The sequence below is a fragment of the Paracoccus sp. R12_2 genome, from assembly GCF_017744015.1.
Lineage (GTDB): Bacteria > Pseudomonadota > Alphaproteobacteria > Rhodobacterales > Rhodobacteraceae > Paracoccus.
In genome coordinates this window covers 25,452-48,096 of the sequence record NZ_JAGHRA010000009.1, presented here as the reverse complement: position 1 = coordinate 48,096, position 22,645 = coordinate 25,452, and the positions used below count along the sequence as shown (strand labels likewise).

31 protein-coding genes are annotated in these 22,645 nt (G+C 65.0%); 27 read left to right on the top strand and 4 right to left on the bottom strand.

What is annotated here, in order from left to right; genetic code table 11:
- Window positions 1-6: 6 nt before the first annotated feature.
- The 3 genes from J7359_RS12010 to J7359_RS12000 are packed head-to-tail and all read right to left on the bottom strand — an operon-like array spanning window position 7 to window position 2,152.
- Complete coding sequence (locus J7359_RS12010; protein WP_209056913.1) at window positions 7-930, bottom strand: pseudouridine-5'-phosphate glycosidase; 924 nt, start codon at window positions 928-930, stop codon at window positions 7-9.
- Window positions 927-1,808, bottom strand: a complete 882-nt coding sequence (locus J7359_RS12005) for a PfkB family carbohydrate kinase (protein ID WP_209056911.1) — start codon at window positions 1,806-1,808, stop codon at window positions 927-929. Before J7359_RS12005 ends, J7359_RS12010 begins: the two co-directional genes overlap by 4 nt.
- On the bottom strand, window positions 1,805-2,152 hold the full coding sequence (locus tag J7359_RS12000; RefSeq protein WP_209056909.1) for a metalloregulator ArsR/SmtB family transcription factor: 348 nt from the start codon (window positions 2,150-2,152) through the stop codon (window positions 1,805-1,807). The genes J7359_RS12005 and J7359_RS12000 overlap by 4 nt, the downstream gene beginning before the upstream one ends.
- A gap of 318 nt (window positions 2,153-2,470) precedes the next feature.
- Between J7359_RS12000 and J7359_RS11995 the strand changes: the two genes are divergently transcribed.
- From J7359_RS11995 to J7359_RS11975, 5 genes are all read left to right on the top strand, one after another.
- Window positions 2,471-2,707, top strand: a complete 237-nt coding sequence (locus J7359_RS11995) for an AtpZ/AtpI family protein (RefSeq protein ID WP_348524378.1) — start codon at window positions 2,471-2,473, stop codon at window positions 2,705-2,707.
- 14 nt (window positions 2,708-2,721) lie between these two features.
- On the top strand, window positions 2,722-3,462 hold the full coding sequence (locus J7359_RS11990) for a F0F1 ATP synthase subunit A (protein WP_209057047.1): 741 nt from the start codon (window positions 2,722-2,724) through the stop codon (window positions 3,460-3,462).
- Between the two features lie 64 nt (window positions 3,463-3,526).
- Window positions 3,527-3,763, top strand: a complete 237-nt coding sequence (locus tag J7359_RS11985; protein ID WP_089343169.1) for a F0F1 ATP synthase subunit C — start codon at window positions 3,527-3,529, stop codon at window positions 3,761-3,763.
- A 76-nt stretch (window positions 3,764-3,839) separates the two neighbouring features.
- Complete coding sequence (locus J7359_RS11980) at window positions 3,840-4,436, top strand: F0F1 ATP synthase subunit B' (protein ID WP_209056905.1); 597 nt, start codon at window positions 3,840-3,842, stop codon at window positions 4,434-4,436.
- On the top strand, window positions 4,433-4,993 hold the full coding sequence (locus J7359_RS11975; RefSeq protein ID WP_209056903.1) for a F0F1 ATP synthase subunit B: 561 nt from the start codon (window positions 4,433-4,435) through the stop codon (window positions 4,991-4,993). Before J7359_RS11980 ends, J7359_RS11975 begins: the two co-directional genes overlap by 4 nt.
- Window positions 4,994-5,157: 164 nt before the next feature.
- Here J7359_RS11975 and J7359_RS11970 read toward each other — a convergent pair whose 3' ends face one another.
- Window positions 5,158-5,826 (bottom strand): OmpA family protein, encoded by a 669-nt coding sequence (locus J7359_RS11970; protein WP_209056901.1) that lies wholly within the window; start codon window positions 5,824-5,826, stop codon window positions 5,158-5,160.
- Window positions 5,827-6,072: 246 nt separating this feature from the next.
- Here J7359_RS11970 and nth point away from each other — a divergent pair, with 246 nt between their 5' ends.
- From nth to J7359_RS11860, 22 genes are all read left to right on the top strand, one after another.
- On the top strand, window positions 6,073-6,735 hold the full coding sequence (gene nth / locus J7359_RS11965) for an endonuclease III (RefSeq protein WP_209056899.1): 663 nt from the start codon (window positions 6,073-6,075) through the stop codon (window positions 6,733-6,735).
- On the top strand, window positions 6,732-7,745 hold the full coding sequence (locus tag J7359_RS11960) for an adenosine kinase (RefSeq protein WP_209056897.1): 1,014 nt from the start codon (window positions 6,732-6,734) through the stop codon (window positions 7,743-7,745). The genes nth and J7359_RS11960 overlap by 4 nt, the downstream gene beginning before the upstream one ends.
- Window positions 7,746-7,907: 162 nt before the next feature.
- Window positions 7,908-9,020, top strand: coding sequence for a Hint domain-containing protein (locus J7359_RS11955; RefSeq protein WP_209056895.1), 1,113 nt, complete (start codon window positions 7,908-7,910; stop codon window positions 9,018-9,020).
- 128 nt (window positions 9,021-9,148) lie between these two features.
- Complete coding sequence (fabF, locus tag J7359_RS11950) at window positions 9,149-10,411, top strand: beta-ketoacyl-ACP synthase II (protein WP_209056893.1); 1,263 nt, start codon at window positions 9,149-9,151, stop codon at window positions 10,409-10,411.
- Window positions 10,408-11,592 (top strand): endolytic transglycosylase MltG, encoded by a 1,185-nt coding sequence (gene mltG / locus J7359_RS11945; RefSeq protein ID WP_209056892.1) that lies wholly within the window; start codon window positions 10,408-10,410, stop codon window positions 11,590-11,592. Before fabF ends, mltG begins: the two co-directional genes overlap by 4 nt.
- A 121-nt stretch (window positions 11,593-11,713) precedes the next feature.
- Window positions 11,714-12,151: a hypothetical protein gene (locus J7359_RS11940; RefSeq protein WP_209056891.1), complete on the top strand. Its 438-nt coding sequence runs from the start codon at window positions 11,714-11,716 to the stop codon at window positions 12,149-12,151.
- A gap of 306 nt (window positions 12,152-12,457) precedes the next feature.
- Window positions 12,458-12,877 (top strand): permease, encoded by a 420-nt coding sequence (locus tag J7359_RS11935; RefSeq protein ID WP_209056890.1) that lies wholly within the window; start codon window positions 12,458-12,460, stop codon window positions 12,875-12,877.
- Window positions 12,828-14,174 (top strand): terminase family protein, encoded by a 1,347-nt coding sequence (locus J7359_RS11930; protein ID WP_209056889.1) that lies wholly within the window; start codon window positions 12,828-12,830, stop codon window positions 14,172-14,174. Before J7359_RS11935 ends, J7359_RS11930 begins: the two co-directional genes overlap by 50 nt.
- Window positions 14,175-14,281: 107 nt before the next feature.
- The gene (locus J7359_RS11925; protein WP_209056888.1) at window positions 14,282-15,466 is read left to right on the top strand and encodes a phage portal protein; all 1,185 of its coding nucleotides are present in this window, start codon (window positions 14,282-14,284) and stop codon (window positions 15,464-15,466) included.
- A gap of 4 nt (window positions 15,467-15,470) precedes the next feature.
- Window positions 15,471-15,704, top strand: coding sequence for a hypothetical protein (locus tag J7359_RS11920; RefSeq protein ID WP_209056887.1), 234 nt, complete (start codon window positions 15,471-15,473; stop codon window positions 15,702-15,704).
- A 4-nt stretch (window positions 15,705-15,708) separates the two neighbouring features.
- Window positions 15,709-16,239 (top strand): HK97 family phage prohead protease, encoded by a 531-nt coding sequence (locus tag J7359_RS11915; RefSeq protein ID WP_247740358.1) that lies wholly within the window; start codon window positions 15,709-15,711, stop codon window positions 16,237-16,239.
- 108 nt (window positions 16,240-16,347) lie between these two features.
- Entirely contained in the window at window positions 16,348-17,511 is a 1,164-nt protein-coding gene (locus tag J7359_RS11910) for a phage major capsid protein (RefSeq protein WP_209056884.1), read from the top strand.
- Window positions 17,512-17,702: 191 nt separating this feature from the next.
- Complete coding sequence (locus J7359_RS11905) at window positions 17,703-18,317, top strand: phage head-tail connector protein (RefSeq protein ID WP_209056883.1); 615 nt, start codon at window positions 17,703-17,705, stop codon at window positions 18,315-18,317.
- Between the two features lie 5 nt (window positions 18,318-18,322).
- Window positions 18,323-18,655: a head-tail adaptor protein gene (locus tag J7359_RS11900; RefSeq protein ID WP_348524380.1), complete on the top strand. Its 333-nt coding sequence runs from the start codon at window positions 18,323-18,325 to the stop codon at window positions 18,653-18,655.
- Window positions 18,652-19,071, top strand: coding sequence for a DUF3168 domain-containing protein (locus tag J7359_RS11895; protein WP_209056881.1), 420 nt, complete (start codon window positions 18,652-18,654; stop codon window positions 19,069-19,071). Before J7359_RS11900 ends, J7359_RS11895 begins: the two co-directional genes overlap by 4 nt.
- 12 nt (window positions 19,072-19,083) lie before the next feature.
- Window positions 19,084-19,497, top strand: a complete 414-nt coding sequence (locus tag J7359_RS11890) for a phage major tail protein, TP901-1 family (protein WP_209056880.1) — start codon at window positions 19,084-19,086, stop codon at window positions 19,495-19,497.
- Window positions 19,497-19,811, top strand: coding sequence for a gene transfer agent family protein (locus J7359_RS11885; protein WP_209056879.1), 315 nt, complete (start codon window positions 19,497-19,499; stop codon window positions 19,809-19,811). Before J7359_RS11890 ends, J7359_RS11885 begins: the two co-directional genes overlap by 1 nt.
- A complete protein-coding gene (locus J7359_RS11880; RefSeq protein ID WP_209056877.1) occupies window positions 19,808-20,044 on the top strand; it encodes a rcc01693 family protein in 237 nt (78 codons plus the stop codon). Before J7359_RS11885 ends, J7359_RS11880 begins: the two co-directional genes overlap by 4 nt.
- Before the next feature lie 87 nt (window positions 20,045-20,131).
- Window positions 20,132-20,719, top strand: coding sequence for a phage tail tape measure protein (locus J7359_RS11875; RefSeq protein WP_247740369.1), 588 nt, complete (start codon window positions 20,132-20,134; stop codon window positions 20,717-20,719).
- A gap of 16 nt (window positions 20,720-20,735) precedes the next feature.
- Window positions 20,736-21,368, top strand: a complete 633-nt coding sequence (locus tag J7359_RS11870; RefSeq protein ID WP_209056873.1) for a DUF2460 domain-containing protein — start codon at window positions 20,736-20,738, stop codon at window positions 21,366-21,368.
- The gene (locus tag J7359_RS11865) at window positions 21,365-22,198 is read left to right on the top strand and encodes a DUF2163 domain-containing protein (RefSeq protein ID WP_209056871.1); all 834 of its coding nucleotides are present in this window, start codon (window positions 21,365-21,367) and stop codon (window positions 22,196-22,198) included. Before J7359_RS11870 ends, J7359_RS11865 begins: the two co-directional genes overlap by 4 nt.
- The gene (locus J7359_RS11860; RefSeq protein WP_209056869.1) at window positions 22,191-22,625 is read left to right on the top strand and encodes an NlpC/P60 family protein; all 435 of its coding nucleotides are present in this window, start codon (window positions 22,191-22,193) and stop codon (window positions 22,623-22,625) included. Before J7359_RS11865 ends, J7359_RS11860 begins: the two co-directional genes overlap by 8 nt.
- Window positions 22,626-22,645 lie beyond the last annotated feature (20 nt).

Here is a 22,645-nt window from a genome sequence, read left to right as displayed (position 1 = left end):
CCGGGGTCAAGCCGGTTTCGTCATTTCGACGGCGATTTCTGCCGCAAGTCGCGCATTGTTCATGACCAGCCCGATATTCGAGGCAAGCGATTTGCCCTCGGTCAGTTCGAACACCCGTTGCAACAGGAAGGGCGTGACCGATTTCGTGGCGATGCCCTGCGTCTCGGCCTCGTCCAGCGCCTTCAGAATCACGGGCAGGATTTCGCTTTGGGTGATCTCGTGGTTGGGCGGGATCGGGTTGGCGACAAGCTGTCCGCCTGCAAGGCCAAGCCGGGCGCGCATCCGGGCGGCGGCGGCGATCTGGCCTGGGCTGTCCATCCGCAGTGGTGCCGGAATGCCGCTGCTGCGCGACCAGAAGGCCGGCAGTTCGTCTTGGCCATAGGCGATCACGGGCACGCCAAGCGTCTCTAGAACTTCCCATGTCTTGGGCAGGTCAAGGATCGCCTTGGCGCCTGCCGCGACGACCGTGACCGGCGTTTGCGCCAGCTCATGCAGATCGGCCGAGATATCAAAGCTGTGTTCGGCGCCGCGATGGACGCCGCCGATGCCACCGGTCGCGAAGACGCGGATTCCGGCCAGATGCGCACAGATCATCGTGGCGGCGACCGTCGTCGCGCCGGTTCGGCCATTGGCAAGGCAGACGGCCAGATCGGCGCGGCTCAGCTTCATCACCTCGTCGGGCGGGGTCTGAGCCAATTGTTCCAGGCTTTCATCGGTCAGTCCGACATGGATCTGATGCCCCATCACGGCGATGGTCGCGGGCACTGCACCTGCCGTGCGGATCACCTGTTCGACGTCGCGCGCCATATCCAGATTCTGCGGATAGGGCATGCCGTGGGTGATGATCGTCGATTCCAGAGCCACGACAGGCCGTCCCGCGCCAAGCGCGTCAGCGACCTCGGGGGAATACAGAAGCGGGGCATCATTCATGGAACGTCCTTTCCCGAAACATGCGCGGCCGAGGCGTCGACGGCCTGCCGCAAAGCCGCCTCGCGCGGCTGGTTTGACAGCCCCGCTGCCAGATGCGCGGCCAGAAAGCAATCGCCCGCGCCGGTCACACGCGCGACGGCAACCGGCGGAGGGGCCAGGGTCAGGGTCGGCCCATTTGCGATCGCCTCGGCGGCGGGATGCGGGCCGTCGGTGACCAGAACCCGCGCCGCACCGCGCGCGACAACAGCCTCGGCGGCGGTCGCGGCGTCGGGGCAGGCGCGTCCGGCAAGGATCTCGGCCTCGAGCCTGTTCAGATAGAAACAGCCGCGCCGTGCGGCGATCAGCGGCTCGAGCCGCTCGGCCTTGCCGGGGCTGGCGGGGACAACGCGCAGATCGGCCAGTGCAAGGCGCGGGTCACGGGCGATGGCCGACAACAGATCCTCGGTCAGGTTGCCATCCAGCACCACGGCACCGGTCCAGCCCGCCAGATCGGCCGACAGCGGCGCAAGGATGGCGTCGCCCGCCTGTTCAAGGCTGTGCGCGTCGGCGATGGCGGCGATCAGGCCCTGGCTGTCTTCGATCCCCATATAGCAATCGGTTGGCAGCCCGGTGTCGCGCGAAAGCCAGCCTGTGAGGACCCCAAGCCGTTCCGCCTCGGCCACCAGCGCCGCGCCCTCCGGGTCGCGGCCCACCGCCGACAATACGGCCGGTGCCAGGCCCCAGCGTGCCAGCGCGACCGCGACGTTCAGCGCGACACCACCCGGAATGTGGCGGATCCGGCCCGGCACGTCCGCCCCCGGTGCCATCCGGCGCGGCGCGCGGCCGATCACGTCCCACAGCATCGCGCCGATGCACAGGATGTCGGGGCGGCTGGTCATTCCTTGGTCCATTCCTGCATCTCGGTTTCCAGAAATCGTTCGAACGCGTCCAGATCGACGGGGTCGAACTGACCGAAGCCCTGCATCCAGATCGAGGCGGCGCGCATGCCGTCCGGATCCAGCATGCACCAGGTGATCCGGCCACGGCGTTCCTGCCGGATCAGGCCCGCCGCCGCAAGCACCGAGAGGTGCTTGGAAATGGCCGCAAGGCTCATGTCGAAGGGATGAGCCACATCGCTGACCGCCATGTCGTCCTCCAGCAGCATGGACAGCACGCGCCGCCGCGTAGGATCGGCCAGCGCCGCGAAAATCAGGTCCAGCCGGTCGGGCGAAAAGGAGGGCATTGATGATCCTTGCTGTCCCAAGCCGGCCGAAGGTCAACCTGGCGGTTGAATAATGTCGGCGCGCAGCCGGGAATGCAAGCGGTGCGGGCAAAAGCTTCCGTCAGGAATTCTCTTTATTTTCAGTCTACTATGCATATCCTGCACTTGCTTGACTTGAACCGCGATCCCCCCTAGACACCCGGTCGAGTGATAACGGGGGCGTGAGAGATGGCCGAAGGGCCCCGGCATGGGGGCGACAGGGACGACGATGCGGCCCGTCTGCGCCAGCTGGAGGAACGGCTGTCACGATTGACTTCTAAGCCAGAGGCGAGGACGCCGATGGCGGGCTATGACAAGGCGCATATCGCCTGGCGCATGGTCCTCGAGATCGTAGCGGGCATCTTGCTGGGCTGCGGTATCGGATACGGCCTGGATCATCTGTTCGGCACGCAGCCGTTCCTGATGATCCTGTTCATTTTTCTCGGCTTCGCGGCCGGCATCAAGACGATGATGCGCACCGCGGCCGAACTGGGTAGCAGCCCCGGCGACGCGCCGGAGACCGACAAGAGGGATTGACCGTGGCGACCGAGATGGAAGAAGCAACCGGCCTGACCTTCCACCCGATGGACCAGTTCATCGTCAAACCGCTGTTCGGCGGTGGCGAGGTGCACTGGTACACGCCGACGAACGTCACGCTGTGGATGGCCGTGGTCGCGCTGGCCATCATCGCGCTGCTGGTGATGGGCACCCGTGGCCGGGCGATCGTGCCCAACCGTGCGCAGTCGGTTGCCGAGTTGTCCTACGGTATGGTCCACAAGATGATCGAGGACATCGCCGGCAAGGACGGGCTGAAATACTTCCCGTATATCATGACGCTGTTCATGTTCATCACGGTCTCGAACTTTGCCGGACTGCTGCCGAAGGCGTTCACGGTGACGTCGCATATCGCGGTGACCGGCGTTCTGGCGCTGGCGGTGTTCGTCAGCGTCACGGCGATCGGCTTCATCAAGAACGGCGCGCATTTCCTTGACCTGTTCTGGGTCCGCTCGGCGCCGCTGGCGATCCGCCCGGTTCTGGCCGTGATCGAGGTGATCTCGTATTTCGTGCGCCCGGTCAGCCATTCCATTCGTCTTGCAGGCAACATGATCGCAGGCCACGCCGTGATCAAGGTCTTCGCAGGCTTTGCCGCGATCGCCGCCGTTGCCCCCGTCTCGATCCTGGCTGTCGTCGGCATGTATGCCTTCGAGATCCTCGTGGCCTTCATCCAGGCCTATGTGTTCACCATCCTGACCTGCGTCTACTTGAAGGACGCGCTGCATCCGTCGCACTAGGCGGGCGCCGCATCAGGATCATCTTTACCCGAATTTCAAACTTCCAACCGCAAGGAGTATCATCATGGAAGGCAATATCGGAGAACTGGGCCAGTACATCGGCGTCGGCCTGACCGCCATCGGCATGGGCGGGGCTGCCATCGGTGTGGGCAACGTGGCCGGGAACTTCCTGTCGGGCGCCCTGCGCAATCCGTCGGCCGCCGCCGGTCAGACCGCTACGCTGTTCATCGGCATGGCCTTCGCCGAAGCTCTGGGGATCTTCTCGTTCCTCGTCGCGCTTCTGCTGATGTTCGCGGTCTGATCCCACGCCATCCTTGCGGCGGGGTGAGGTTTTCGGCCTCGCCCCTTCGTGACCTGAGAGGCCAATGGGGTAGGACATGATCAGCCTGTTGCAAGAGGCCGCCCAAAGCGTGGCCGAACATACCGAAGCGGCCGCCGCACACGGCGCGGATCAGGCCGGTCACGCGGCCGAATCCACGGGCCTGCCGCAGCTTGACATCGCTACTTTCCCGAACCAGATCTTCTGGCTCGTCGTCACCTTGCTGGCGTTGTACTGGGTGCTGTCGAATGTGGCATTGCCGCGCATCGCCGCGGTCATTTCCGACCGTCAGGGCGCCATTACCGGCGATCTGATGGCTGCCGAAGAATTCAAGCAGAAGGCCCGCGAGGCGGAAGCCGCCTATGATCAGGCCTTGGCCGATGCCCGTAGCGAGGCGGCCAAGATCGTCGCCGCCAATCGCGCCGAGATCCAGAAGGAACTGGATGCGGCGATTGCCAAGGCCGATGCCGAGATCGCAGCGCGCACCGCTGAATCGGAAAAGCGCATCGCCGAGATCCGCGAGTCGGCCGTGACCGACGCCCGCGAGGTCGCCCGCGAAGTGACGGCAGAGCTGGTCAGCAGCTTTGGCGGAAACGTCGATCAGGGTGCCGTCGATCAGGCTGTGGACAACCGCATCAAGGGGGCCGTGCAATGAAACGACTTTCTGCCATCGCCTTGCTTGCGGCCAGCGCAGGACCTGCCGCAGCAGCCACGGGGCCGTTCTTCTCGCTTGGCAACACCGACTTCATCGTCCTGATCGCGTTCCTGATCTTCGTGGGCGTGGTGATCTATTTCAAGGTTCCCTCGATCGTCGGCGGCATGCTGGACAAGCGTGCCGAGGGGATCCGCGCGGACCTGGACGAGGCGCGTCGCCTGCGCGAAGAAGCGCAGGAGATCTATGCCAGCTACGAGCGTCGTCAGCGCGAGGTGAAGGGTCAGGCACAGGAGATCGTCGCCAACGCCAAGCGCGAGGCCGAGGCGCAGGCCGCCAAGGCGCAGTCGGACCTGAAGACGTCTATCGAGCGTCGTCTGAAGGGTGCCGAGGATCAGATCACCAGCGCCGAGAACGACGCAGTCCGTGCCGTGCGCGATCGCGCCGTCCGGACCGCCATCGCCGCAGCATCCGAATTGCTGGCGGCACAGGTCCAGTCCGGCCAGCGTTCGGCAGGGATCGACGATGCCATCAGCGAAGTGTCTCAGCGCCTGAACTGATGCCCGCCACGGGCGCAGATCGGCTGCATGATAAAAAACCCCCGGTCTTCTGGCCGGGGGTTTTCGTTTGGCGAAAGCCTGTATGACCTGATGGTCGCATGAAAAGAGGCCGGCGGATGCCGGCCTCGAACAGTCGTGGTGCAGGTTCGGCGCGCGCCGAGCCGTCAGTTCGTCGGGCGGATCAGGATTTCGACCCGGCGGTTCTGGGCGCGGCCCTGCGCGGTCGCGTTGGACGCCACCGGCTGGCTGGACGCGCGGCCGACGGCGACCACCCGTCCGGGATTGACGCCCGCGGCGGTCAGGATGCCGGCGACCGATCCGGCCCGGCGCTGCGACAAGTCCTGGTTATAGGCGGCCGAGCCGGTGCTGTCGGTATGGCCCACCACCTCGATCCGGCTGTTCGGATACTGGTTCAGGTTGCGCGCGACGGCGTAAAGATCGCTTTGCGCGGGGCCTGACACGGCAGCGGAATCGGTGGCGAACAGGATGCCTTCGGGCAGCACGACCTGAAGATACGAGCCGTGGTTCACGACCTGGACGTTCGAGGACACCGACTGCTTCAGCGCGGCGGCCTGACGGTCGAGGATGTTCCCGGCCACGGCCCCGGCGGCGGCGCCCAGGATCGCGCCTCGTGCGGCGTCCCGGCCCTGATTGTTCTTGTCGCTGTCGCGCGTGCCGGCCAGCACCGCGCCGATCGCGGCGCCCGCAAGTGCGCCCTGCTGGGTGCGCGACATGCCCGTCGCGGTGCCGTTCGGGTTCATCGACGGATCGGTGCAGGCACCGAGCGCGATCAGCCCCGACGCGGCAATAGTCGTCGTCAAGCGGAGGTTCATCTGTATCCCCTTTCCTTGTCATGTGCCGGACGGGATGGCCGCCGGATCTGGCGCGCCCGATTCCGGGCCGGTTCTGGAACGTCTTGCAAGCTGGCGCAGTTCCGCAACGAAGGAAAGCGCAGATATCAGCGAATGCGCTGACAACGCGTCACAATTCGATCATTGGCGATTTTCCTCCGGCAAGTGCGGGCATGCTGCATCGCGGCACTTGCAAAGCGCGGCGTTGATCGTCAGAAGCCTCGTGTCATGGCCAGATCCTCGCGTCTTTCACCTCCGCTGCCGTTTCCGGAACAGGTCGCGATCTTCACGCGGCTCGAGGAGGCCAATCCGCATCCCGAAACGGAGCTGAATTTCGTCAATCCCTTTACGCTGGTCGTCGCGGTGGCGTTGTCCGCGCAGGCGACCGATATCGGGGTGAACAAGGCCACCAAGGGACTGTTCGCGGTGGCCGACACGCCGCAGAAGATGCTGGATCTGGGGCTTGAGGGCGTGACCGAACATATCCGCACCATCGGGCTTTACCGACAGAAGGCGAAGAATGTCATCGCGCTGTCGCGGATCCTTGTTCAGGATTACGGCGGCGCGGTGCCCGACAGCCGTGCCGCGTTGATGAGCCTGCCGGGCGTCGGGCGCAAGACGGCCAATGTCGTGCTGAACTGCGCCTTCGGCCAGCCCGCGCAGGCGGTGGACACGCATATCTTCCGGGTCGGCAATCGCACGCGCCTTGCACCGGGCCGGGACGTGGACGAGGTCGAACGCGCGATCGAGGACAACGTGCCCGCCCGGTTTCAGCAACATGCCCATCACTGGCTGATCCTGCATGGGCGCTATATCTGTCAGGCACGGCGCCCGCGCTGTGCCGTCTGCATCATCAAAGATCTCTGCCCCTATGAGGAGAAGACCGCATGACCACGCCCTATGTGATCGGAATCGGCAACGCGGTGATGGACGTGATCTCGCCCACCGACGACGCGCGGCTTGAGGCGCTGGGGGTGCAGAAGGGGATCATGCAGCTGATCGAGCGCGAGCGGTCCGAATACCTGATGGCCGCGCAGGCCGACGATCACGGGCCCGGCCGGGCGCAGGCGCGGCTGGTGCCGGGCGGATCGGTGGCCAACACGTTGGCGGGGATCGGTGCGCTGGGTCTGAAGACCGCGTTCATCGGTCGCGTGGCCGAGGATGCGCTGGGGCTGTCCTATGCCGAACAGACAGAGGCTGCGGGCACCGTGTTCGTCAATCCGCCGGTCGCGGGCGATCAGCTGCCGACCTCGCGCAGCATCATCCTTGTGACGCCCGACGGCGAACGGTCGATGAGCACCTATCTGGGCATTTCGGCCGAGCTTGGGCCCGATGACGTGAACCCGTCGGTCTTTCAGGGGGCAGGGTGGCTGTTCCTGGAAGGATACCTGTTCGACAAGCCCAAGGGAAAAGAGGCGTTCCTGAAGGCCGCGCGCTGCTGTCACGAGGCGGGCGGACAGGCCGGGATCGCCCTGTCGGACCCGTTCTGCGTGGACCGGCACCGCGAGGATTTCCGCAAGCTGGTCGCCGGGCCGATGGATTACGTGATCGGCAATATCCACGAATGGTCGTCGCTGTATCAGACCGAGGATCTGGAAACCGCGCTGGCCCAGGCAAGCGCCGACTGCGGCACGGTGATCTGCACCCGGTCAGGCGAGGATGCGATCCTGATCCGCGACGGCGTGCGTGTGACCGCGCCTGTCCACAGGGTGGTGCCGGTGGATGCCACCGGGGCGGGCGATCAGTTCGCCGCCGGCCTGATCTACGGGCTGGCACGGGGCGCCCCGCTGGAGGCCGCGGGTCGGATGGGCTGCATTGCCGCCGCCGAGGTGATCGGGCATGTGGGCCCGCGCCCCGAGCGCGACCTGCGCGCGGATTTCAGCGCAGAAGGGCTGATCTGACGCCGCGAATTTGCGGCGCGTGCAAACCTGACCAAATGTACAGATGTTTGGTGGCATCATCGCTGGACAAACGACTTGGACCGGATGATATTCTGCCGCGACAATGTTTTGTTTGCGGGCTTGCTGCGCAGCCCGGTTGGATGAGTTTACAGGAGTGAGGCGATGCCGACGACCTTCAATGCGATTTTCCTGGGGAATACCGGGACGTTCAATATCGATCCGACCGAGGGAAATGCGATCAGCGAGAACGCCATCGACCTTGTCGGGCAGACCAACGGAAGTCCCGCCGATCCGCTGTTTGAACGTATCGTCACCGTCACGGCGCTGGACCGTGCTGGCCAGGCTGGATCACTGGACACCAACCGCGTTGGGACGGATCAGGTTCAATACACGCTGCCCGGTGCCGGTTCCCAGACGGTCGCGACATTCGAAGGGCTTGGCGTCTATGACGCGACCGTGACATTTTTCGACGGATCGACCGGTAATGTCTCTGCGGTGGTCTTTCAGGATGAGGCTCGCAACCTGTTTCTGGCACCAGAAATTACTGCCAACGCCGACTCCGCTATCTTTCAAAGCGGCCCGATCGTGTCGATGAGGCTGAACGGTCTGATCTCGAATAGCGGCAATCTGACAGCCGACCGTGGTGCGGCCAATTTCATCACCTGCTTTGTCGCCGGGACCATGATCGAGACGCCCGAAGGACCGCGTCCGGTCGAGGATCTGCGCGAAGGCGATGCGGTCATCACCGTCGATGCAGGCGTCCAGATGTTGCGCTGGGTCGGATCGCGTGACCTGGATGTCCGTGACACCGATAACCTGAAACCGATCCGGATCCGGATCGGGGCGCTGGGGCTTGGCCTGCCGAATGCCGATCTTCTTGTCTCGCCCCAGCACCGGGTGCTGGTGCGGTCGGCGGTGGCGCAGCGGATGTTCGGCACCAACGAGGTTCTGGTCGCGGCCAAGCAATTGACCGCGCTGCCGGGCATCGAAATGGTCGAAGACGCCGCACAAGTCACCTATGTTCATTTGCTGTTCGACGATCACCAGTTGGTGACATCGAACGGTGCGGTGTCCGAATCGCTGTTCACCGGTCCGCAGGCGCTGAAAGGCGTGTCCGAGGAGGCGCGTGCCGAGATTCTGGCCCTGTTCCCGGATCTGGCCGAGATCGGCGCGGATATGGAATTGCGGCAGCCCGCGCGTCCCGTGGTCCCCGGGCGGCAGGCGCGGAAACTGGCCGAGCGTCACCTGGCCAATCAGAAACCCGTCGTCGGCTGACGTAGATCTTCCTCATCTGCTGGCCGCGCCCGCCCTTGGCAAGAGGGCGGGCTTCACATTGTCATGCGTTGCGCGGCGTGTTTTGGGCGTGTATCACCGCCCGAAATTGATGAGGCGAGGACATGGATATGCGCAGGGTTGTTGTCACCGGGTTGGGGATGGTCACACCGCTTGCCTCGGGCGTCGAAGCCAGTTGGCAGCGCCTGCTGGCAGGAAAATCGGGCGCGGGTCCGATCACCCGGTTCGATCCCAAGGACGTGGTGACGAAATACGCCTGCGAGATCCCTTTCGGCGATGGCAGCGACGGCAGCTTCAATCCTGATGACTGGATGGAGCCGAAGGACCGGCGCAAGGTCGATGATTTCATCCTGTATGGCATGGCCGCCGCCACGCAAGCGGTGAAGGACGCCGGGTGGGAACCCGAGGACGAGGAATCCCGCTTGCGCACCGGCGTCATGATCGGGTCCGGCATCGGCGGTCTGACCTCGATCGCGGAAACGGCTGTTCTGATCAGGGAACGCGGTCCCAAGCGGGTCAGCCCGTTCTTCATTCCCGGCGCGCTGATCAACCTGATCTCGGGTCAGGTCAGCATCCGGTTCGGGTTCAAGGGCCCCAACCATGCCGTGGTGACGGCCTGTTCGACCGGGGCGCACGCGATCGGTGACGCCGCGCGGCTGATCATGCTGGGCGATGCGGATGTCATGGTCGCGGGCGGTGCCGAGGCGCCGATCAGCGAGATCGGGATCGCGGGCTTCAACGCCTGCAAGGCATTGTCGACCAAGCGGGCCGAAGATCCCCAGGCCGCCAGCCGCCCGTATGACCAGGATCGGGACGGCTTCGTGATGGGCGAAGGCGCGGGCTGTGTGGTTCTGGAAGAATACGAACACGCCAAGGCGCGCGGCGCGACAATCTATGCCGAGGTGCTGGGATACGGGCTGTCGGGGGACGCCTATCACATCACCGCACCCAGCGAGGATGGCGACGGCGGATTCCGGGCCATGCAGAACGCGCTGCGCAGCGCGAAGATCGGACCCGAGAAGATCGATTATATCAACGCGCATGGCACCAGCACGATGGCTGACACGATCGAACTGGGCGCCGTTGAACGGCTGATGGGCGAACATGCGGCCAACGCCGTGATGTCGTCCACCAAATCCAGCATCGGGCATCTTCTGGGTGCGGCGGGCGCTGTCGAGGCGATCTTCTGCATCCTCGCGATCCGTGACCAGATCTGTCCGCCGACCATCAATCTGGACAATCCGGCGGTGCAGCCGAAGCTGGATCTGGCCGCGAATGCCGCCGTTCGGCGCAAGGTCGATGTGGTTCTGTCCAACAGCTTCGGATTCGGCGGCACCAATGCCAGCCTGATCCTTGGGAAGGTCGCAGGATGATCTGGCGCAACATCGCCTCGAATTTCCTGACCCTGCTGATCGTTCTGCTGATCGCGGTTGCAGCCGCGGTGGCGTGGGCCAAGCACGAGTTCAGCGGCCCCGGTCCCAGCGAGGTTGCCCAATGCGTCGAGATCGCGCCGGGCGCCAGCCTGAACGCGGTCAGCCAGCAGCTTGCCGCGCAGGGCGCGGTCAGCAGCGCCTATCTGTTTCGCGCGGGCGCCGACTATATGGAAAAGTCGCGCGATCTGAAATTCGGCAGCTATCTTGTGCCGCCGCGTGCCAGCATGCAGGACATCGTCGGCGTGGTGACGGCGGGCGGCCCTTCGACCTGCGGGACCGAGGTGATCCTGCGGGTCGGCGTGCGCGAAAACACCGTCCTGTTGCGCGACATGAACCAGCAGACCGGCGCATTCGAGGAAATGGCACGCTATAACCCCGCCAACGAGGAACAGCCCGAAGCGATCACCGTCGCGACGGAGAGTCCCGATGCCCGGCTGCGGATCACCGTCGCCGAGGGCGTCACCAGCTGGCAGATCGTCGAAGGGCTGAAAGCGGCCGGCTTCCTGAGCGGAGAGATCGATGAGGTCCCGGCCGAGGGCAGCCTGGCACCCGACACCTATGAGGTCGAGAAGGGATCATCGCGAACCGCGCTGCTGGCCGACATGGCGCGCCGGCAATCCGCGATCCTTGCCGCCGAATGGGAGGCACGGCCCTTTGGTCTGCCTTATGAAACGCCGGAAGAGGCGCTGATCATGGCCTCGATCGTCGAGAAGGAGACGGGCGTCGCAGCCGAACGTCCGCAGGTCGCCAGCGTCTTCGTCAACCGGCTGGAACAGGGCATGCGGCTGGAAACCGACCCGACCGTGATCTATGGCATCACCAACGGTCAGGGTGTTCTTGATCGGGGTCTGAGGCGGTCGGAACTGAACACGACGACGCCCTACAACACCTATCGCATCGACGGGATGCCGCCGACGCCGATTGCCAATCCCGGGCGTGCGGCGATCAACGCGGCCCTGAATCCCGCGCAGACCGATTTCATCTTCTTCGTAGCGGATGGCACGGGCGGGCATGCGTTTGCGCGCACGCTGGACGAGCATAACCGGAATGTCGCGCGGTGGCGCGAGATTGAGGCGCAGCGTGGAGAGGCTACGGACAGCCCCGTTCAGGGGGGCGGCTGAGCGCCGGTCCATAAGGTTTGACAAAGCCCGCCCCACGCCGCAGGCTGCGATGTGATGGGGCGGGCTTTTCCATGGCGTCGGCTGCGCCGGCCCGCACCCTCTGACATCAGGAGGATGCGTGATGAAACTGTCCGACATGTTTTCGACCCTCGCCGAGAACGCCCGAATGTTCGAACAGCGGGCCGCCGAATGGCAGGACGACATGAGCGCTCGCAACGACGAGATGATGGCCGGTGCCCGGAAGTGGCAAGAGACCGCCTTGCAACGGCAGGACGAGTTGAACGCACAGATGCGCGGCTATTTCGAGGAAGCGAACGAGAATGTGCGCACACAGTGGCAGACCATGCAATCCGCCTGGGAAGAGCAGTTCCAGAAGATGCGTGAAAAGGGCGAGGAAATGCGCGAGCAAGCCCTGAAAAGCGGCCATTTTCCGGATTGGGCCGAGGCATATGCCGCGCAGATGGTGGCTTTCGCGCAGAAGATGCAGGATGAGGCCAGCACCGCCATCGCGGCGGCGACCGAAGCGCGCGCCAAGGGAAATCCCAAGAAAAAGGGCTGATGTCCGGCTTGGCGATCTCTGCGCCCGCCACGTCATTGTGGCGGGCGTTTTCGTGCGCGATTCCCGCCGCATGGGGCTGGTGTTGCGCGGCGTACGCAACGGGTGTTGCGCGAATTAAGCGTCTATTATTGTTATGTAAATTCCGATTTTCAGATCGTCCTTTGATTTAGCGATTGACTAACCGAACGCCTTAAGGTAGAAATTATACATGCTGGGAGAAATGGGCAAGCGGCCGGGGGGCGACCCCTTGGGCCGCTTTTCCATTTCTTGGCTCGTGCGGACAGGACACGAGGCGGGACAGTTTGCATGAACGATATGGAATGGGGCGGGGTCGGTGATCCCGAAGGGCCGTTTGTGGCCACGTCGCACGTCACCGACAAGCCTGCGGACCAGGTCGGGGAAGCGCGGCGAAGATATGATCCGGAAGAGGCGATCACCGTCGCGGATGGGCTTTTCTTCTCTTACGTCCGGGACCTGGAAGCCTATCAGGATGCCTTGGCGGCGGGAAGTTCGGCTTCTGTCGATCCGGCAGAGTTGAAGAAGGCCACGCAGGTGGCGCGGGGAGTCCGCGAAGCCATCCACATGATGATGACGGAAAGGGACAGGGTTGACAAACTTCGCAAGGATATCGCCGGCGGGGTCGGAGGAGGCAGCCTCGATCTTGACGCGGCAAGAGATGAGATCGGGCGCCGCTTGGCTTGCCTCCGCCGCGCCGGAGGAAGTTGACGCGTTTCTGGGTGGTCTGTCCGAGAACGCGCTGATGGCGCTGCCTTGGCTGTTCGAGTTCTGGGCCCTGCCGCACCAGTTGCCGCCGGAAGGCGACTGGAAAAGCTGGGTCATCATGGGCGGGCGTGGTGCGGGCAAGACCCGCGCAGGCTCGGAGTGGGTGCGGCGGATGGTCGAGGGGCCGACCGCCGCCGCACCCGGCAAGTGCCATCGCGTTGCGTTGGTCGGAGAGACCTTCGATCAGGCGCGCGAGGTGATGGTCATGGGCGAGAGCGGCATTCTTGCCTGCTCTCCTCCGGATCGCCGGCCGGTCTGGGAGGCCGGGCGCCGGCGGCTGGTCTGGGCCAACGGCGCGACTGCGACGGTCTATTCCGCGCATGAGCCCGAGGCGCTGCGCGGGCCGCAATTCGACGCCGCCTGGGTCGATGAGCTGGCCAAGTGGAAGAAGGCGGAGGACAGCTGGGACATGCTTCAGTTCGCGCTGCGGCTGGGGCGGCATCCGCAGCAGGTCGTCACGACGACACCCCGCAATGTCGGCGTGCTGAAGCGCATACTTGGCAATGCCAGCACCGTGACCACCCACGCGCCGACCGATGCCAACCGGGCCTATCTGGCCGAGAGTTTCCTGGCCGAGGTCGAGGCGCGTTACGGCGGAACGAGGCTGGGACGGCAGGAACTGGACGGGGTTCTGCTGGACGATGTGGAAGGCGCGCTGTGGACGACCCAGATGCTGGAGGGCGCACGGGTGGATCACGCGCCGAGGCTGAGCCGCGTTGTGGTCGCGGTCGATCCGGCGGTTACGGCAGGCAAGGCCAGCGACGAATGCGGGATCGTGGTCGCGGGGGTTCTGGCCGATGGCGAGCCGCGCGACTGGCGCGCCTTTGTGCTGGAAGATGCGACGATCAGGGGCGGACCGACGGATTGGGCGCGTGCGGCGATTGCCGCCATGGACCGGCATGGGGCCGAGAAACTGGTGGCCGAGGTCAATCAGGGCGGTGATCTGGTTGAAAGCGTGATCCGGCAGATCGACCCTCTGGTGCCCTTCAAGGCGCTGCGGGCCGGTCGCGGCAAGGGGCTGCGCGCCGAGCCTGTCGCGGCGTTGTACGAGCAGGGTCGCGTCCGTCATGTGCGGAGCGGCAATCTTGGAGCGCTGGAAGACCAGATGCGCCAGATGACGGTTCGGGGGTTCGAGGGGCGAGGGTCGCCTGATCGGCTGGATGCGATGGTTTGGGCCATCCATGAGCTGATGATCGAACCGGCCGCGGGATGGCGGCGGCCGCAGATGCGGCGCTTGTGACGACGGTGCCGGGGGTTTCACCCCCGGATGCCCAGGATATTTCAGCAAAGAAGAAGGGGCTGGCCTGCGGGTCGGCCCTTTTTCATGGCCGGGACATGGAGGCGAGCATGGCGTTTCGTTTATTTTCGCGGGAGGAGAAGATCGCTCCCGTGCAGGAGAGGAAGGCCAGCGCGACGGGCCGGGTCGTGGCGTTCGCGACCGGTTCGGGGCGACCGGTCTGGTCGGCGCGCGACACCGGGTCGCTGACACGGGGCGGGTTCGTGGGAAATCCCGTGGGTTTTCGCTGCGTCAAGCTGATTGCCGAGGCCGCGGCTGCGGTGCCCCTGGTGTGCGAGGATCGCGAGCGGCGCTATGACGCCCATCCGGTCATCGACCTGCTGCGCAGACCCAATCCGGGGCAGGGACGTGCCGAGTTGTTCGAAGCGGTGTTCGGGCAGATGCTGCTGTCGGGAAACGGTTATGTCGAGGCGGTCGGACTGTCCGGTGCGGGGCTGCCCGAGGAGTTGCATGTCCTGCGTTCGGACCGGATGAGCATCGTGCCGGGCGAGGATGGCTGGCCAGTCGCATTCGAGTATGCGGTCGGTGGCCGCAAGCACCGTTTCGACATGACGGGCAGCCCCGATCCGATCTGTCATGTGAAAAGCTTTCATCCGCAGGACGACCATTACGGTCTGTCCCCGATGCAGGCTGCAGCGGTGGCTTTGGACGTCCACAATAGCGCCTCGGCCTGGTCCAAGGCGTTGCTGGACAACGCGGCGCGACCCAGCGGTGCGATCGTCTACAAGGGCGCGGACGGGCAGGGCGTGCTGAGCCCCGAACAGTACGACCGGCTGGTGGGCGAGATCGAGATGAACCACCAGGGCGCGCGGAATGCGGGCAGGCCGATGCTGCTGGAGGGCGGACTGGACTGGAAGCCCATGGGGTTCAGCCCCAGCGACATGGAATTCCATCAGACGAAGATGGCGGCATCGCGCGAGATCGCCTTGGCGTTCGGCGTTCCGCCGATGCTGCTGGGGATCCCCGGCGATGCGACCTATGCCAATTATGCCGAGGCGCACCGGGCCTTCTATCGGTTGACCGTGCTGCCGTTGGCGACACGTGTGGCGGCCTCGGTCGCCTGGTGGCTGTCCGAGCATCTTGGCGCCGAGATCGATCTGCGTCCCGATCCCGACCGCATCCCAGCCTTGTCCGATGAACGCGATCAGCAGTGGAAGCGTATCAGCGAGGCCAGCTTCCTGACCGATGCCGAGAAACGGGCGCTGCTGGGGCTGCCGCCGCTGGCCGATGGGTGAGGCGATGGAGGGATCTCGTTTCGTCAAGGATGCCTTCGGCTGGCACGATCAGCGGTTCGAGGCGCAGGAGCGGATCATGGCGCTGCAGTTCGGCACCGTCGAGAAGCGGCTGGAGCGGATCGAGGCGCTGATCGAAGGGTTGGAGAGGCGACTGTGGATGACCGTCTACGGCGTCGTCGCGGTGATCCTGACACAGGCGGTGCAGGGCATTCTGGAATATGCGCCGAAAGGAGGCTGAGGGAATGGTTCCGGGACTTGAGGTGAAATTCGCGGGCGGGACACCGATCCTGTCCGACGATCATGTGATCGAAGGCTATGCCAGCCTGTTCGGGATGACCGATCAGGGTGGCGATGCCGTGCTGCCGGGCGCTTTCGAGGCCAGTCTGAAGCGACTGACGGGCAAGGGCGACAAGGTACGGATGCTGTGGCAGCACGATCCGACCCGGCCCATCGGCGTCTGGGACGAGGTTCGCGAAGACGAACGGGGTTTGTGGGTCAAGGGGCGGTTGCTGCCCGATGTGGCGCAGGCCCGCGAGGCGGCGGCGCTGATCCAGGCGGGCGCGATCGACGGGCTGTCGATCGGCTATCGCACGATCAGGGCCGAACGCGACCAGAAGGGCCGGCGCGCGCTGGTCGAAGTCGAATTGTGGGAAGTGTCGCTGGTGACCTTCCCGATGCTTCCCGAGGCCAAGGTCGGTCGCAAGGAGGCGGATGAACTGCGCGAGATCGCCGCGCTGTTCGTCGCGGCATCCGAGGTGCTGCGGACCGAGTGAAATCGATGCCGCGCGCAAGCGCGCATTCCATGGGTTCGGACCTTGCCCTGCAAGCTGGTCCGGCAACAGGGGCGGGTGGGCCCCGCACATCGCGATGAGGAGAAGACCATGACCGAGGCAAAGGCCGCGGGCGGCGGAGATCCGTCCGCCGATCTGAAAGGGGCCATGATGGGGTTCGTCGGTGAACTCAGGGGTTTCCGAGAAGACATCCAGACAAAACTGCAAGCACAGGAAGAGCGCATGAACATGCTTGATCGCAAGACCGCCATCCGGGGCCGTGCGCCCCTTTCGACCACCGCCGAAACCGAGATCCCGCACCAGAAGGCGTTCAATGCCTATCTGCGCAGCGGCGACGATGACGGGCTGCGCGGTCTGGTCATCGAAGAGAAGGGCCTGACGGTCGCCAGCGATGGGGGATTCCTGGCAGCGCCTCGGGTCGCGGAAGCGGTGCAGAGCGTGCTGCGTTCGGGCGCGTCGCTGCGCAAGCTGGCAAATGTGGTGGCCGTGGAATCCTCGGCCTACGAGGTTCTGGTGGACAAGGGCGACATGGGTGCCGGATGGGCCACCGAGGCGGATTCGACGGAAACTGCGACCGGCGGGATCGAGCGTATCTCGATTCCGGTGCATGAACTGTCAGCGATGCCCAAGGCCAGCCAGCGCCTGCTGGATGATGCTGCGTTCGACGTCGAGGCCTGGCTGGCCGAGCGGATCGCCGACAAGTTCGCCCGTTCCGAGGCTGCCGCCTTCGTGATCGGCGACGGGGTCGCCAAGCCGCGCGGCATCCTGTCCTATCCGGTCGCCGCGAACGATGCAGCCACCGACGGTCAGATCGGAATCGTCACCAGCGGTGCGTTGGGCGACTTCAACCCTGAGGCGCCAGCGGATGCGCTGATCGACCTGATCTATGCTCTGGGTGCAGAGTATCGTTCGAACGCCAGCTTCGTGATGAACTCCAAGACCGCCGCGCGCATCCGCAAGATGAAGGATGCCGATGGCCGCTTCCTGTGGACGGATGCGCTGTCGGCGGGCCAGGCCCCGCAGCTGTTGGGATATCCGGTGATGATCAGCGAGGACATGCCCGATATCGAGATGGAATCGCTATCGATCGCCTTTGGTGACTTCCGCGCGGCCTATACGATCGTCGAACGCCCTGATCTGCGCGTGCTGCGCGACCCGTTCAGCGCCAAGCCGCATGTTCTGTTCTATGCGACCAAGCGCGTCGGAGGGGGCGTCACCGACTTCCGTGCCGTCAAGCTGCTGCAGTTCGCCTGATCCCTTGCCGGATCGGGCGAGGGAGGGGGCTGCGCACGGGTCGCGGGTCATTCCGGCTTTGCATCTGTCCGCGCGCGCTGATGGCCTGCGCGCGGGCGCGGCCCCTTCCCACACACGAAAATCAGGCGGGGCCGCTGGGGTCCCGCCGACGTGGAACGACCAGGCGGACGGCAGGACGGGAGGTTCGCGACATGATGCTGATTGAGGAAACGGCGCCGGCGGCGGAGGCGCTGCCGGTCGCCGCGCTGCGCGAGCATTTGCGGCTTGGCTCGGGCTTCCAGATCGCCGAAGACAGCGCCGAGACTGCGGCGCTGACGGGGTATCTGCGCGCCGCGATTGCCACCATCGAGGCCCGCACCGGGAAGGTGCTGCTGACCCGGCGCTTTCGGATGCAGCTGGATGACTGGCGTGATCGACTGGGGCAGCCCCTGCCTTTGGCGCCGGTCATATCGGTCCAGGGGATCTCGATAGAAGACGGTGCGGGTACCGTCACCGAGATGGCTGCGGAAAGCTGGCGATTGCTGCCCGACGGCCAACGCCCGATGATTCTGCCGACCGGAGTGATCCTGCCGCATGTGCCGCGTCGCGGCAGTGTGACGGTCATGTTCACGGCGGGGTTCGGTGCGGACTGGGCGGCAGTGCCTGCCGATCTGGCCCAGGCGGTGCTGATGCTGGCGGCCCGATACTATGAGGATCGCAGCTTCGAGGGCAGCAAGGGCGCGATGCCGTTCGGGGTCAGCGCGTTGATCGAGCGCTGGCGCCAGGTGCGGACGCTGGCCGGCCGCGGCAGCCGGGAGATGCGCTGATGGGTGTGCCGAGGTTGAACACCCGCCTCGCGTTGGAGGCCCCGGAACGGCAGGCCGATGGCATGGGCGGGTATCGCGTCGTCTGGCAGCGTCTTGGCACGCTGTGGGCCGAGATGAATGCGGGTTCGGGACGGGAAAGGTTCGCCGAGGTCGGCCCCGAAAGCGTCGTGTCGTGGCGGATCACCGTGCGTGGCGCGCCTTCGGGCGACCCACGCCGACCGCTGCCGGGACAGCGCTTGCGATTGCAGGATCGCCTGTTCCGGATCGAGGCGGTGGCCGAGCGTGACGCGGCTGGTCTTTGGCTGACCTGCTTCGCGAAAGAGGAGGAACCCGCATGAGCTATGCGGCCGGGGTGGCGCTGCAGGGCGCGGTCTATCAGCATCTGCGCGCCGACACGGCATTGGCCGCGCTGGTGGGCGATGCGATTTTCGATGCGATGCCGGTCGATGCGCCAAGCGGCGTGTTCGTGTCGCTGGGGCCGGAGGAGACACGGGATGCGGGCGACATGACTGCATCCGGGTCGCAGCACGATTTCATCGTATCGGTGTTGTCGGGGGCCGATGACAGCGCAGGTTTTGCCGCCGTCAAGGCGACGGCGGTGGCTGTCAGCGAGGCGCTGGAAAACGGCGCGATGTCGCTGGAACGCGGGCATCTGGCGGGATTGTGGTTCCTGCGCGCCAAGGCGCGGCGGGTGGAAAACGGGGCTGCGCGGCGGGTCGATCTGACGTTCCGCGCGCGCATTGATCTGGGCTGAGGAGACGGACCCATGGCGGTACAGAACGGACGCGATCTGCTGATCAAGATGGACATGACGGGCGATGGCGCCTTTGAGACGGTGGCCGGGCTGCGCGCAAGCCGCCTGTCCTTCAACGCCGAGACGGTGGACGTCACTTCGCTGGAAAGCGAGGGGGGCTGGCGCGAATTGCTGGGCGGAGCCGGGATGCGCAGCGCCTCGGTTTCGGGATCGGGCGTGTTTCGCGACGCCGATACCGATGCAAGGGCGCGGCAGGCATTCTTCGACGGTGAAGTGCCGCTTTTCCAGGTGGTGATCCCGGATTTCGGCACAGTCGAAGGGCCGTTCCAGATCACGGCGCTGGAATATTCGGGAAGCTACAATGGCGAGGCGACATATGAGCTGACCATGGCTTCGGCCGGGGCGCTTGGCTTTACGGCGCTGTGATGGTGAACCCGTTGCGTGGCGAGGTCGAGGTGGTGCTGGACGGTCAGCCGCATGTCGCCCGGCTGACACTGGGCGCGCTGGCGGAACTTGAACATGATCTGGGCGCCGACAGCCTGCTGGCGGTCGCCGAGCGGTTCGAGGCGGGTCGCTTTTCAAGCCGTGACGTCTTGTCGGTGTTGGTGGCCGGGCTGCGAGGCGGCGGATGGCAGGGCCGGGCAGCCGACTTGTTGACCACTGAGATCGGCGGCGGGCCGGTCGCGGCGGGGCGCGCCGCGGCCGAGTTGCTGGCACGCGCATTTCGGATCGACGCATGACGCGCAGTGACGGGGCGAAGGGCGGGCTGGACTGGTCCGGCCTGATGCAGGCCGGATTGCGGGGGCTGGGTCTGCGACCGGATCAGTTCTGGTCGCTGACACCGGCAGAACTGGCCCTGATGCTGGGCATCGAGGCCGGACCCCCGGCAATGACACGTGGTCGGCTGGCCGAATTGGCCGCCCGATACCCGGACAGGCCGATGACCGAGCCATCCGGCAACAAGGACAACTGACAATCGGGGGCCATCATCATGGCGAACAAGGACGGTTTCGGAACCACGCTGGACCAGGTGGATGAAGGGTTCGGTCAGACCAGCCGGATGACGGCGGAATTCGAGGCCGAGTTGGCGCGGCTTCGGCAGTCGATGGTGTTTACCACGCGCGAGGTCGGCAGCTTGAGCTCGGGCATCGAAACTGGCCTGCGTCGGGCCTTTGATGGCTTGATCTTCGATGGGCAGAAGCTGTCGGACGCGCTGAGAGGCATCGGGCGGCAGATTGCGGACACCGTTTTTTCGATCGCGATGAAGCCGGTGGAAAGTGCCTTGGCAGGATCCTTGGCGGGGGGCGTGACCGGGATGCTGTCCGGCGCGCTGCCCTTTGCGCAAGGCGGTGCATTTGTGCAGGGGCGTGTGATGCCATTCGCAAAGGGGGGTGTCGTCGCCGAGCCCACGCATTTTCCGATGCGCGGCGCCACGGGATTGATGGGCGAGGCCGGCCCCGAGGCGATCATGCCTCTGCGGCGTGGCGCGGATGGCCGTCTTGGCGTTGCGGCGGCGGGCGGGGCTGCCAGGCCCGTCAATGTCACCATCAATGTCAGCACGCCTGATGTCGCAGGTTTCCAGCGCAGCCAGTCGCAGATCGCGGCGCAATTGGGCCGCGCGCTGGCGCGCGGCGATCGCAACGCCTGAGTGCGAGGAGGCAGAAATGGCATTTCATGAGGTCAGATTCCCCGCGAACCTGTCGTTCGGATCGATCGGGGGACCGGAACGAAGAACCGAGATCGTCGCGCTGGCCAGCGGTTTCGAGGAACGCAACACGCCATGGGCACATGCGCGCCGCCGCTTTGACGCCGGAATGGGATTGCGCTCGCTGGACGATCTTGCGGCGCTTGTGGCGTTTTTCGAAGCCCGGGCAGGACAGTTGCACGGGTTTCGGTGGAAGGATTGGTCGGACTTCAAGAGCTGCGTTCCGTCGAAGGAACCAGTCTTCGACGATCAGGAAATCGCACGGGGCGACGGCAACACCGTCAGCTTCCAGCTGATCAAGTCCTATTCTTCGGGACCGGCGAAATACCAGCGGCCCGTGACAAAGCCGGTGCGCGACACGGTCCGCGCGGGCGTGGGCGGCGTCGAACGTTATCCGGACATCGACTATGATGTCGATTTTGGCACCGGTGTCGTCACGTTTCGCGTGCCCCCTGAACCCGGCGCACGCGTTTCTGCAGGCTATGAATACGACGTTCCCGTCAGGTTCGACACCGATCGGATCGCGGTTTCCGTCGCCTCGTTCCACGCCGGCGAGATCCCGCAGATACCTGTGGTCGAGGTGCGGATATGACCACAACGACGATTTGTCGGGCCTGGGCCATTCAGAGGCGTGATAGCGTTGTTCTGGGGTTCACTGATCACGATGCACGGCTTGAATTCGACGGTATCCTGTTCCGGCCGGATCACGGCATGAGTGCGCGGGCACTGGTGCAGGGGTCGGGCCTGTCGGTGGACAATTCTGAGGCTGCAGGCGCGTTGTCGGATGATGCAATCACCGAACGTGACCTGCTGGCCGGGCTTTGGGACGGCGCGACGCTGCGGATGTGGGAAGTCGATTGGAACGACCCTCGTGAACGGACGCTGATCTTTGCTGGATCCTTGGGCGAGGTCTCGCGAGGGAACGGTGCTTTCCGTGCCGAATTGCGGGGGCTGTCCGAACCGCTGAATGCGGCGCAGGGCCGGGTGTATCATCCACGCTGCTCGGCCCGGCTTGGGGATGGGTGCTGCAAGCTTGACCTGACCGACGACAGATGGCGCGAAACTGTCGCTGTCGAGGGGCTGGACGAGGGTCGGATCCTGCGCTTTGCCTCGTTCGGAAACTTCACGAATGGTTGGTTCGAACGCGGATCCTTGCTGGTTCTTGATGGTCCCGCGAAGGGTTTGGGCGGGGTGGTCAAGAATGACATTTCGTTGTCGGGCGGAGGGCGAGAGATCGAACTGTGGCAGGCGATGGCGATACTGCCCCGGGTGGGCGACCGTCTTCGCCTGACCACAGGTTGCGACAAGCGCGCCGACACGTGCCAGAAGAAGTTCGCCAACTTCCTGAACTTTCGCGGCTTTCCACATTTGCCAAGCGAAGACTGGTTGATGGCCCCGGGTGCCGAGGGTCGAAATGGGTGATGGCGACACGGTGGTGGCGATCGCGCGCGGCTGGATCGGAACGCCGTATGTGCATCAGGCCAGCGTGCAGGCTGCGGGTGCGGATTGTCTGGGCCTGATCCGAGGTATTTGGCGATCACTCTATGGATGTGAGCCCGAGGCGACGCCCGAATACACGCCCGACTGGGGAGAATTCCGCGCGGACGAACCGCTCCTGGCCGGGGCGGCGCGGCATCTCGTGCCCATCGCGCGGACAGATCCTTTCGGTGAAGGGCAGGTCCTGCTGTTCCGAATGCGCCAGGGTGCGGTTGCCAAGCATCTTGGCATCGTCTCGGTGGCGCAAGATCCGGCGCGGTTCATACACGCCTATACACATCATGGCGTGATCGAAAGCCAACTGACCAGTCCCTGGCGGCAACGGATTGCTGCCAGATTCCGCTTTCCATGACGAACAACTTGAGGAGACCG

Bases quoted from the DNA above. Each gene is read 5' to 3' on its own strand.
- J7359_RS11930 (WP_209056889.1), top strand. From the start codon at position 12,828: ATGAGATCGGGCGCCGCTTGGCTTGCCTCCGCCGCGCCGGAGGAAGTT.
- J7359_RS11865 (WP_209056871.1), top strand. From the start codon at position 21,365: ATGACCACAACGACGATTTGTCGGGCCTGGGCCATTCAGAGGCGTGAT.
- J7359_RS11925 (WP_209056888.1), top strand. From the start codon at position 14,282: ATGGCGTTTCGTTTATTTTCGCGGGAGGAGAAGATCGCTCCCGTGCAG.
- fabF (WP_209056893.1), top strand. From the start codon at position 9,149: ATGCGCAGGGTTGTTGTCACCGGGTTGGGGATGGTCACACCGCTTGCC.
- J7359_RS11960 (WP_209056897.1), top strand. From the start codon at position 6,732: ATGACCACGCCCTATGTGATCGGAATCGGCAACGCGGTGATGGACGTG.
- J7359_RS11890 (WP_209056880.1), top strand. From the start codon at position 19,084: ATGGCGGTACAGAACGGACGCGATCTGCTGATCAAGATGGACATGACG.
- J7359_RS11935 (WP_209056890.1), top strand. From the start codon at position 12,458: ATGAACGATATGGAATGGGGCGGGGTCGGTGATCCCGAAGGGCCGTTT.
- J7359_RS12005 (WP_209056911.1), bottom strand. From the start codon at position 1,808: ATGACCAGCCGCCCCGACATCCTGTGCATCGGCGCGATGCTGTGGGAC.
- J7359_RS11915 (WP_247740358.1), top strand. From the start codon at position 15,709: ATGGTTCCGGGACTTGAGGTGAAATTCGCGGGCGGGACACCGATCCTG.
- J7359_RS11980 (WP_209056905.1), top strand. From the start codon at position 3,840: ATGATCAGCCTGTTGCAAGAGGCCGCCCAAAGCGTGGCCGAACATACC.
- J7359_RS11940 (WP_209056891.1), top strand. From the start codon at position 11,714: ATGAAACTGTCCGACATGTTTTCGACCCTCGCCGAGAACGCCCGAATG.
- J7359_RS11995 (WP_348524378.1), top strand. From the start codon at position 2,471: ATGGCGGGCTATGACAAGGCGCATATCGCCTGGCGCATGGTCCTCGAG.
- J7359_RS12010 (WP_209056913.1), bottom strand. From the start codon at position 930: ATGAATGATGCCCCGCTTCTGTATTCCCCCGAGGTCGCTGACGCGCTT.
- J7359_RS11895 (WP_209056881.1), top strand. From the start codon at position 18,652: ATGAGCTATGCGGCCGGGGTGGCGCTGCAGGGCGCGGTCTATCAGCAT.
- J7359_RS11880 (WP_209056877.1), top strand. From the start codon at position 19,808: ATGACGCGCAGTGACGGGGCGAAGGGCGGGCTGGACTGGTCCGGCCTG.
- J7359_RS11970 (WP_209056901.1), bottom strand. From the start codon at position 5,826: ATGAACCTCCGCTTGACGACGACTATTGCCGCGTCGGGGCTGATCGCG.
- J7359_RS11860 (WP_209056869.1), top strand. From the start codon at position 22,191: ATGGGTGATGGCGACACGGTGGTGGCGATCGCGCGCGGCTGGATCGGA.
- J7359_RS11870 (WP_209056873.1), top strand. From the start codon at position 20,736: ATGGCATTTCATGAGGTCAGATTCCCCGCGAACCTGTCGTTCGGATCG.
- J7359_RS11905 (WP_209056883.1), top strand. From the start codon at position 17,703: ATGATGCTGATTGAGGAAACGGCGCCGGCGGCGGAGGCGCTGCCGGTC.
- mltG (WP_209056892.1), top strand. From the start codon at position 10,408: ATGATCTGGCGCAACATCGCCTCGAATTTCCTGACCCTGCTGATCGTT.
- J7359_RS11920 (WP_209056887.1), top strand. From the start codon at position 15,471: ATGGAGGGATCTCGTTTCGTCAAGGATGCCTTCGGCTGGCACGATCAG.
- J7359_RS11875 (WP_247740369.1), top strand. From the start codon at position 20,132: ATGACGGCGGAATTCGAGGCCGAGTTGGCGCGGCTTCGGCAGTCGATG.
- J7359_RS11910 (WP_209056884.1), top strand. From the start codon at position 16,348: ATGACCGAGGCAAAGGCCGCGGGCGGCGGAGATCCGTCCGCCGATCTG.
- nth (WP_209056899.1), top strand. From the start codon at position 6,073: ATGGCCAGATCCTCGCGTCTTTCACCTCCGCTGCCGTTTCCGGAACAG.
- J7359_RS11990 (WP_209057047.1), top strand. From the start codon at position 2,722: ATGGAAGAAGCAACCGGCCTGACCTTCCACCCGATGGACCAGTTCATC.
- J7359_RS11955 (WP_209056895.1), top strand. From the start codon at position 7,908: ATGCCGACGACCTTCAATGCGATTTTCCTGGGGAATACCGGGACGTTC.
- J7359_RS12000 (WP_209056909.1), bottom strand. From the start codon at position 2,152: ATGCCCTCCTTTTCGCCCGACCGGCTGGACCTGATTTTCGCGGCGCTG.
- J7359_RS11975 (WP_209056903.1), top strand. From the start codon at position 4,433: ATGAAACGACTTTCTGCCATCGCCTTGCTTGCGGCCAGCGCAGGACCT.
- J7359_RS11985 (WP_089343169.1), top strand. From the start codon at position 3,527: ATGGAAGGCAATATCGGAGAACTGGGCCAGTACATCGGCGTCGGCCTG.
- J7359_RS11885 (WP_209056879.1), top strand. From the start codon at position 19,497: ATGGTGAACCCGTTGCGTGGCGAGGTCGAGGTGGTGCTGGACGGTCAG.